The 7,943-nt window shown below is 57.3% G+C and carries 8 protein-coding genes; 7 read left to right on the forward strand and 1 reads right to left on the reverse strand.

Annotated elements, in window-relative coordinates; genetic code table 11:
- Positions 1 to 34 precede the first annotated feature (34 nt).
- A complete protein-coding gene (gene ilvY / locus Q672_RS32770; RefSeq protein ID WP_022986775.1) occupies positions 35 to 919 on the reverse strand; it encodes an HTH-type transcriptional activator IlvY in 885 nt (294 codons plus the stop codon).
- Positions 920 to 1,068: 149 nt separating this feature from the next.
- Here ilvY and ilvC point away from each other — a divergent pair, with 149 nt between their 5' ends.
- The 7 genes from ilvC (at position 1,069) to Q672_RS32805 (ending at position 7,747) form a co-directional block, all read left to right on the forward strand.
- The gene (gene ilvC / locus Q672_RS32775; RefSeq protein WP_031227132.1) at positions 1,069 to 2,085 is read left to right on the forward strand and encodes a ketol-acid reductoisomerase; all 1,017 of its coding nucleotides are present in this window, start codon (positions 1,069 to 1,071) and stop codon (positions 2,083 to 2,085) included.
- 95 nt (positions 2,086 to 2,180) lie between these two features.
- Entirely contained in the window at positions 2,181 to 2,963 is a 783-nt protein-coding gene (gene pssA / locus Q672_RS32780) for a CDP-diacylglycerol--serine O-phosphatidyltransferase (RefSeq protein ID WP_022986777.1), read from the forward strand.
- A gap of 75 nt (positions 2,964 to 3,038) precedes the next feature.
- Positions 3,039 to 4,415, forward strand: coding sequence for a CHASE2 domain-containing protein (locus tag Q672_RS32785; protein WP_022986778.1), 1,377 nt, complete (start codon positions 3,039 to 3,041; stop codon positions 4,413 to 4,415).
- A 32-nt stretch (positions 4,416 to 4,447) separates the two neighbouring features.
- Positions 4,448 to 5,218, forward strand: a complete 771-nt coding sequence (locus Q672_RS32790; RefSeq protein WP_147393931.1) for a hypothetical protein — start codon at positions 4,448 to 4,450, stop codon at positions 5,216 to 5,218.
- Between the two features lie 149 nt (positions 5,219 to 5,367).
- Complete coding sequence (locus tag Q672_RS32795; protein WP_147393930.1) at positions 5,368 to 6,045, forward strand: hypothetical protein; 678 nt, start codon at positions 5,368 to 5,370, stop codon at positions 6,043 to 6,045.
- Between the two features lie 122 nt (positions 6,046 to 6,167).
- Positions 6,168 to 7,163, forward strand: coding sequence for a protein-methionine-sulfoxide reductase catalytic subunit MsrP (msrP, locus tag Q672_RS32800; protein WP_022986781.1), 996 nt, complete (start codon positions 6,168 to 6,170; stop codon positions 7,161 to 7,163).
- Positions 7,163 to 7,747, forward strand: coding sequence for a sulfite oxidase heme-binding subunit YedZ (locus Q672_RS32805; protein WP_022986782.1), 585 nt, complete (start codon positions 7,163 to 7,165; stop codon positions 7,745 to 7,747). The genes msrP and Q672_RS32805 overlap by 1 nt, the downstream gene beginning before the upstream one ends.
- The last annotated feature ends 196 nt before the right edge of the window (positions 7,748 to 7,943 follow it).

A 7,943-nucleotide genomic window follows, 5' to 3' on the forward strand; every position in this document is an offset into this window, starting at 1 on the left:
GGCTTTTTTGTGGGCGGTGTGTTGCGCGAAAGCGTCATTCGGCCACCTGTGACCAGAAAGCGTTAATCAGCGGTTCTTCCTTGCGGCGCTCCTGTGTAAAGAGGCCCACTTCATAGGGCGCCAGAGCGGGTTGGACGTCCAGTGTCCGGGTGCGTCCTGCCAGTGGGCTGTTGTCGAGCACAATCTTGGGCACTACCCCGACCCCAAACCCCAGACTCACCATGCTGACGATGGCCTCGTTGCCGCCGACCTGAGCATAAATATGGGGTTTGACCCCCAGTTGCCGAAACCACCGATCCACGCGTTCCCTGGCCAGGCCTTCTTCAGAAAGGATCATGGGGGTGTCTTCCCAGGCGCTTTTGCTGGCGGTGCCGCTGAGGTGTTCCGCCAGTTGGGCCTGCCCGGCCTGGGCAATGAACAGCAAGGGCGAGCGGGCGATGGGGCGAAAGGCAATCCCGGTTGGTAGGTGGTCGGGCCTGGCGCCGATGGCGATATCCTCTTCGCCCTGCTGCACCCGGTGCACGGCTTGTGCCGGGTCCCCGGTGTGCAGTTTCAGTTCAATTCGCGGGTACTGGTGGCGGAAACTGCTGAGCAGGTCATACAGGAAGCTGTAGCTGGCGGTCACCGAACAATACAGGCTCAACTCGCCCTGTAACACGCGGCGGTCTTCCTGCAAGGCGTGGCGCAGGTTGTCCCAGCGGGTGAGGGTGTCGCGGGCATATTCCTGAAAACGCTGCCCTTCGCGGGTCAGTGTGACACTGCGATTGTCCCGGTAGAACAGCGCGGCTCCCAGCTCGTCTTCCAATTGTTGAATGGTGCGGCTGAGCGTGGAGGGGCTCACGTGGCACATGCTGCTGGCCCGGCCGAAGTGCAGGGTGTCTGCCAGGGTCAGGAACAGGCGAAGGGGTTTGGTATCCATGGCTGTGTTTCTTTAATCGCAATGCAATGTTTCAAATATATCATTTTACGCAATGCGACAGATAGCCTAGAGTGGCTGGCCTGTTCGGGGCCGTACCCTCGGCCTCGCCACCGTTTTCTTCACCCCCAGAAAGAGCCAGAACTATGAGCATGCAAGTTTACTACGACAAGGATTGTGACCTTTCCATCATCCAGGGCAAGAAAGTGGCCATCATCGGCTACGGTTCCCAGGGCCACGCCCATGCCTGCAACCTGAACGATTCCGGTGTCGACGTGACCGTGGGTCTGCGTCCTGGCTCTTCTTCTATCGCCAAGGCTGAAGCCCACGGCCTGAAAGTGAGCGACGTACCTTCTGCCGTTGCTGCTGCTGACGTGGTGATGATCCTGACTCCCGATGAGTTCCAGGCTCAGCTGTACAAGGCTGAAATCGAGCCGAACCTGAAGGAAGGCGCGACCCTGGCGTTCGCCCACGGTTTTGCTATCCACTATAACCAGATCGTGCCGCGCGCTGATCTGGACGTGATCATGATCGCCCCGAAAGCGCCGGGTCACACCGTGCGTACCGAGTTCACCAAGGGTGGCGGTATTCCTGACCTGATCGCGATCTTCCAGGACGCTTCTGGCAACGCCAAGAACGTTGCCCTGTCTTACGCTTCCGGCGTGGGCGGCGGCCGTACCGGTATCATCGAAACCACCTTCAAGGACGAGACTGAAACCGATCTGTTCGGTGAGCAGGCGGTACTGTGTGGTGGTGCGGTAGAGCTGGTGAAAGCCGGTTTTGAAACCCTGACCGAAGCCGGCTACGCGCCGGAAATGGCCTACTTCGAGTGTCTGCACGAGCTGAAGCTGATCGTCGACCTGATGTACGAAGGTGGCATCGCCAACATGAACTACTCCATCTCCAACAACGCGGAGTACGGTGAGTACGTGACTGGCCCGGAAGTGATCAACGACGAATCCCGTGCTGCCATGCGCAACGCCCTGAAGCGCATCCAGAGCGGTGAGTACGCCAAGATGTTCATCGCCGAAGGCGCTCACAACTACCCGTCCATGACCGCAGCTCGTCGCAACAACGCGGCTCACCCCATCGAGCAAGTGGGTGAGAAGCTGCGTGGCATGATGCCGTGGATCAAGGCGAACCAGATCGTCGACAAGAGCAAAAACTAAGCTTTTGTGACGATCACAAAAACGCGGCTTCGGCCGCGTTTTTTGTTTTCGGGGGGTGCGTTACACTAGCCTCATCATCTTTGGGACGGATTTCCATGCAGGACAACGACAAGACAACTACCCCACCTCAGGAAACCTTTGAAGTGGTGGAGGCCGAACAGCGTACCGGTGCCCGCCACAAAGGGGTTTACCTGTTGCCGAACCTGTTCACTACCGGGGCCCTGTTCGCCGGCTTTTATGCCATCGTGGCGGCCATGAACGGGCTGTTCGAGAACGCAGCGCTGGGCATCATTGTGGCCGGCATTCTCGATGGCATGGATGGCGGTGTTGCCCGCCTGACCAACACCCAGAGCAAGTTCGGGGCAGAGTATGACTCGCTTTCCGACTGTGTGGCTTTCGGTGTGGCGCCGGGACTGGTGGCCTATTCCTGGGCGCTGTCCGGGCTGGGCAAGTTTGGCTGGATGGCCGCCTTCATCTACGTTGCATGTGCTGCACTGCGTCTGGCGCGCTTCAACGTACAGGCCGAATCGACCGACAAGCGTTTTTTTATCGGGCTGCCCAGTCCGACCGGGGCCGGCTTGGTGGCTACCATGGTGTGGTTGGGGGCGAGTCGCGGTATTGAGGGGAGTGACGTATCCTGGCTGGTAGCCTTCATGGTCGCCGGTGCGGGCCTTTTGATGGTGTCCTCGGTGAAGTATCACTCCTTCAAGGAATTCCACATTGGCCGGGTGCCGTTCAAGGTATTGTTGGGCGTGATTATTGCTTTTGCCATTGTGTTTCTGGATCCTCCTCTGGTGCTGCTTTCTGCTGCTGTGATTTATGTGGTGGTGGGCCTGATGATGAGCTTGTGGCACTTACGCAAGGGTGTCGGCGCCTAGCGCTTACTGATATCTGGCTGGCCTGGGAGTGCACTGAGGGGGTAGCCAGTATTTCGCCAATGGCAGGAAGGGAACATGACTAAAAGCGGGCCCTCTGCTGTTGCCGCGCTGTACCACTGGGTTCACGGAAAGTGGACGCTGCTGCCTGCCCGATGGCGGCCTTTCGTTGTCAACTTGTTGGTGGGAATGGCGATTGTGGTGTGGATTCACCTCAATCCTGATAGTTCCATGGTGAAACGGCAGCAGGACCGGGGCCTGGATTGGCTGTCACGAATGGTCACCAACACGCCGTATGCGCCTCAGCCCGATCAGCCTGTCGTAATGGTTGATGTCGATTCTGCAACCTATGCCCAGTGGGGTGAGCCCTGGTTAACGCCTGCGGACAGGATTGCCCGTATTATTGCGCTTTTGCTTGACGCCGAACCCGCGCAAATCCTCGTGGATTTCGACCTCAGCCGTCGTACGGATCTGGCTCCCTTGGCTGACATCTTGTCGCGCCATCAGGGGGGTAAGGCGGCCAAGACCCAATTGATTTTCATGAAAACCCAGGCCTCCTTGCTGCCGGCCAACAGCAGATTGCCGGCTTTTCGTGATTCCGCGCTGGATGAGCTGGTTGCTTCCAATGACAATCTGCATTGGGCTGCGCCGCTTTACCGCCCTGATCCTGACGGTGTGATTCGCCATTGGCAGTTGGTCATCGGCGGATGCGAGAACGATAGATTAGTATTGCTGCCGTCTGTGCAGCTGCTTTCCGTGATGCTGAGCGATGGCGTAGACAAGTCGCTGGAGGCATTGTTGGCGCCCGATCAGCAGGGTTGTCTTGCCATGCCGCACTTCTCCGGGCGGATTGTCCTCGGTTCAGGCAAACAGATTGATTTGGCGGGAGAGCAATTGCAGCACCGCATTGTATTTGCCCTGCCGCCAAACCCTGAATCGGGTTATTTCCCCGTTGACTGGCAAGGCAGGGCTGTTCCAGCGCTGACGATTCTGTCTGCACGCGATGTGCTTGCCGCAAAGCGTTTTTCGACTGGAGGCCTGCTGACCGGTGCAATCGTGATTATCGGCGCCAGTCATCGCGATTCCGGTGATATTCATCTGACGCCAGTCGGACAAATGCCGGGCTCACTGGTTCTTGCAAACAGCATTACCGCTTTGCAGGGGTTGGATCAGGTGCAGCGCCCACCGTTTGTGCTGATCCTGCTGGTCGATCTGTTATTAATACTCGGGGTTTCATGGTTGTTTGTTGTGATGTCCCCGTTTGCGGCCACCCTTGTCAGTTCTGCCGTTATCGCTCTGTTGGTTGTGCCCTTCAGTTTGCTGGCGTTCAGTCAGGGTGTATGGCTGGATTTCGCGTTGCCAATTCTCGCCGTGCAAATGAGGAGCGTGTTTGCAAAAGCGACGTTTAGCTATCACAAGGTACGGCGAAAAGGCATAAAGGGGGTGCTGAAGTGAGGGAATTCAGGGCATTGATGCTGGCGGTTGTGATGGTTTTGCCGTCCCTGGTAGCGGCAGGCCAGGCGGTTGGGGTGATTGTGGCGGCGAACAATCCCGATCTTGCCACGATTGCGGGTGATGACGAGCGCCCAGCCAGTTTGTTCGCGGTCATTCAACCCGGGGAGCGTGTTCTTGTTGCTCCTGGTGGCAAAGTCACTATCCGCTATGCAGGGGAAGATGTGGAGGTCAGCCCGGCAAACAGCCCTTATCGTCTCCCTGTCGAAGCGTCAGGAGACACCGTGGCGGGCAACATGCTGGACTGGGCCCTTTCGGTTCTCGGGGCGACGGATGCTGAGCGTGAGGAGCCGTTGACAGTTGCCATGGCATCGCGCGGGTTTCAATCGCTCTCCCTTTACTACGTCTCTCCCTTCGACAATCGCCTGCAGCGCCGTGATCAAATGATTCTGATTCATGAGCGTGGTGCGAAGGTGGACTCTGTGCGGGTGGACGGTTTCGGGCAAGATTTGCCCCTTACACCCGGGCAAGCTGGTATGACAGTGGTGGATATGCGTGCGTTGCCGGCGGGCAATTACTTAGTGCATGTGTGTGCGGGGCAGCGCTGTCTTCCTGTCTCTCTGAACTGGATGGATCCGCTGCAAAAAAAAGGGGGGGAGGTGTCCGTGTTACCTGAACTGGCGGCGCTGGCCTTGATCCGTGATGGTGACGGGCTTGAGCTTGAGGGGGTGCAGCAGTTGTGGTCCATTCGCGCTTCCACTGAGCTGGCAAGTGCGCTTTTTACACGCCTAATTCCTGTGGAATAAAAGCCGATCTGTGTTTATCCCTCAAATGGGGGATGCGGCTGCGGGGGCGGCTGGGATATAACGAGTCGGTTGGGCGGTGGCTGATAACAGACTGCCCTGGTTGCGGATTATGCCGGTGTCTGGCCGGATTCAGGTGAGAGGGGAAGGTCATGAAAAAGACGATGATTACGCTGTCGGTGTTGGCTGCTGTGGTGGCGCCGGGCCAAGTGATTGCGGACAAGAAAGTCGGTGAGAATCTGGACACGGAGACCAAGGTGGAATCCAGTCCAGCCATGGATGCGCTCAGTCTCTCGGCGAGTCTGGAAGCGATAGGGCGAGAGAAGAAGGATGCGCTACTACTGGCTGCGGCTTTGCGTCTGCAGCAGTCCGTTGCCGTGGACAGTGAATCTCGTGACAAAACGGTGGAAGGGGTGAGTGACAAACCTTCGCAAAAACCGGATCAGGTCGCTCTGGCCGAACTCGCCAAACAGTACGCTGGCGAGAATCCGCTTCTTCTTTCCGTTGTCGCAATGGCTAGTGATACGGTGGTTTCCCGCGGGGCGCATTATGGTGCCATTGGGCATCATGATCGTGTCTATGCCGGAACTACGGATGTCTACGACATTACCTTCACCGGAGGGCGTCAAGCTGAAATCCTGATCCGGGGGGATGGTGATACCGATCTTGATTTGTTTGTGTTTGACGAAAACGGGAATGCGATTTGCTCCGATACCATGCGGGACGATCGTCCGTACTGCGCCTGGAATCCCAGATGGACCGGTGAGTTTCAGGTTCAGGTGAAGAACCTGGGGCCCGTGTATAACAATTATGTGTTGCTGACCAACTAATAGAAAGGCAGCGCATGCTGCGTGTAACAATGGTCATCCTGTGACATCAAAAAAGGGCGTCTTCACAAAGGCGCCCTTTTTTATGGTTACTCTGTTCTCATGCCAGCTAACCGGGAGCTGTGATGATTATTCGCCACAAAGACCTTTCTGAGCCCAAAAGCCACGAAATTACGCCTGAATCAGTGTATCTCAAGCGTCGCGAGTTGATGATGCTTGGTGGGTTGGCAAGCTTGTTCGGCGTCTTGCCTGGTTGGGCTCATGCGATTAACTCCGTGGGTGAAGACGCTTCCAGGCCTCGCTGGCTGAAAGACCAGGTGGCCAAGGCGAAGGAGGTGAAGTCCGGGGCGGATGAGTCGCTAACGCCCTATCAGGATGTGACCGGATATAACAATTTCTATGAATTTGGCACCGGTAAGACGGACCCGGCGGATAATGCTCATACGCTGCAGACGGACCCGTGGACCGTCACCGTCGCCGGCGAGGTTGAAAAGCCGGGTGACTATCCGCTGGAGACCCTGCTTGAGGGGCTGACACTGGAAGAGCGCATCTACCGGCTGCGTTGTGTCGAAGCGTGGTCCATGGTCATTCCCTGGATCGGGGTGCCTCTGGCCGCCATACTCAAAAAGGTGCAGCCGACCAGTAAGGCGAAATATGTGGCCTTCACTAGCCTCGCAGACCCGGAGCAGATGCCGGGAGTGAAATCCCCCTTCACCGGCATTGATTGGCCCTACCGGGAAGGGTTGAGGCTGGATGAGGCGATGCATCCCCTGACATTGATGGCTGTTGGCCTCTATGGGCGAACGCTACCCAATCAGAATGGTGCGCCGTTTCGGTTGGTCGTGCCGTGGAAATACGGTTTCAAGTCCATCAAGTCCATTGTCAGAATCGAACTGACCGAGAGCGAACCTGCCACCACCTGGAACATGCTGGCGCCAGGGGAATATGGCTTTTATGCCAACGTTAACCCGGAGGTTGATCATCCTCGCTGGTCGCAGAGCCGTGAGCGCCGCTTGCCCAATTCCTTTTTCGACCCGAACTGGGTGCCAACCCGCATGTTCAATGGCTATGAGCAGGTCGCCTCGCTCTACAAAGGCATGGACCTGAAGCGGAATTATTGATGAAAACCCGCTATTGGACCTGGCTGGGATGGCCATTGGGGGCGGCGCCCCTGGCATGGCTGGTATTGGAGGCGGCCAGTGGACAGTTGGGGCCCGACCCGGCTGAGGTGTTTGTGGAGCGCCTGGGCTGGTGGGCTCTGGTGCTGTTGCTGACCTGTCTGACCATGCGGCCCGCGGCACAGCTACTGAGGGTTCCGGGTCTGGTGGTCTGGCGGCGCACCTTTGGGTTGTGGGCATTTGGCTATGTCAGTCTGCACTTTCTTGCCTGGGCAACCTTGTTGCTGGGCTGGGACCCAAACTATCTTGGGGAGGAGCTTGGCAAGCGGCCCTATATCATTGTTGGTTTGCTTGGCTGGCTGGCAATGTGGCCATTGGCGGCAACCAGTACCCGCAAGGCCCGTCGTCGCATGGGCGCGCGGTGGGCGAAATTGCACCGTTTGGTCTTTCCGGCTGTCATCTTGGGGGTGGTACACCAGAGCTGGGTACAGAAATCCGGCTACGGGGAGACCCTGATCTTTGCGCTTGTTCTGGCGATGCTGTTGATTTATCGCGGCCTGAAAGATCACAGGTTGAGCAACAAATAGCCGAAAAAGGGGGTTTTCGGCGCTTTTTTGCACTCCATGCTTAAAAGGTGACCGTTTGATAAAAAAGTCGTGAAAAAAGTGTTGACGGTTCTCCGGAAATCTCTAGAATGCGCCCCCACAACGACGGCGGACACGGCAACACGCCAACGACGCAGTCGGGAAGCAAACAGCTTCCAAGCTCTTTAACAATCAGGCA

Source organism: Alcanivorax sp. P2S70, from assembly GCF_000475295.1.
GTDB classification, from domain to species: domain Bacteria; phylum Pseudomonadota; class Gammaproteobacteria; order Pseudomonadales; family Alcanivoracaceae; genus Alcanivorax; species Alcanivorax profundi.

Bases quoted from the DNA above. Each gene is read 5' to 3' on its own strand.
- pssA (WP_022986777.1), top strand. From the start codon at position 2,181: ATGCAGGACAACGACAAGACAACTACCCCACCTCAGGAAACCTTTGAA.
- Q672_RS32795 (WP_147393930.1), top strand. From the start codon at position 5,368: ATGAAAAAGACGATGATTACGCTGTCGGTGTTGGCTGCTGTGGTGGCG.
- Q672_RS32785 (WP_022986778.1), top strand. From the start codon at position 3,039: ATGACTAAAAGCGGGCCCTCTGCTGTTGCCGCGCTGTACCACTGGGTT.
- ilvC (WP_031227132.1), top strand. From the start codon at position 1,069: ATGCAAGTTTACTACGACAAGGATTGTGACCTTTCCATCATCCAGGGC.
- msrP (WP_022986781.1), top strand. From the start codon at position 6,168: ATGATTATTCGCCACAAAGACCTTTCTGAGCCCAAAAGCCACGAAATT.
- Q672_RS32805 (WP_022986782.1), top strand. From the start codon at position 7,163: ATGAAAACCCGCTATTGGACCTGGCTGGGATGGCCATTGGGGGCGGCG.
- ilvY (WP_022986775.1), bottom strand. From the start codon at position 919: ATGGATACCAAACCCCTTCGCCTGTTCCTGACCCTGGCAGACACCCTG.
- Q672_RS32790 (WP_147393931.1), top strand. From the start codon at position 4,448: ATGGTTTTGCCGTCCCTGGTAGCGGCAGGCCAGGCGGTTGGGGTGATT.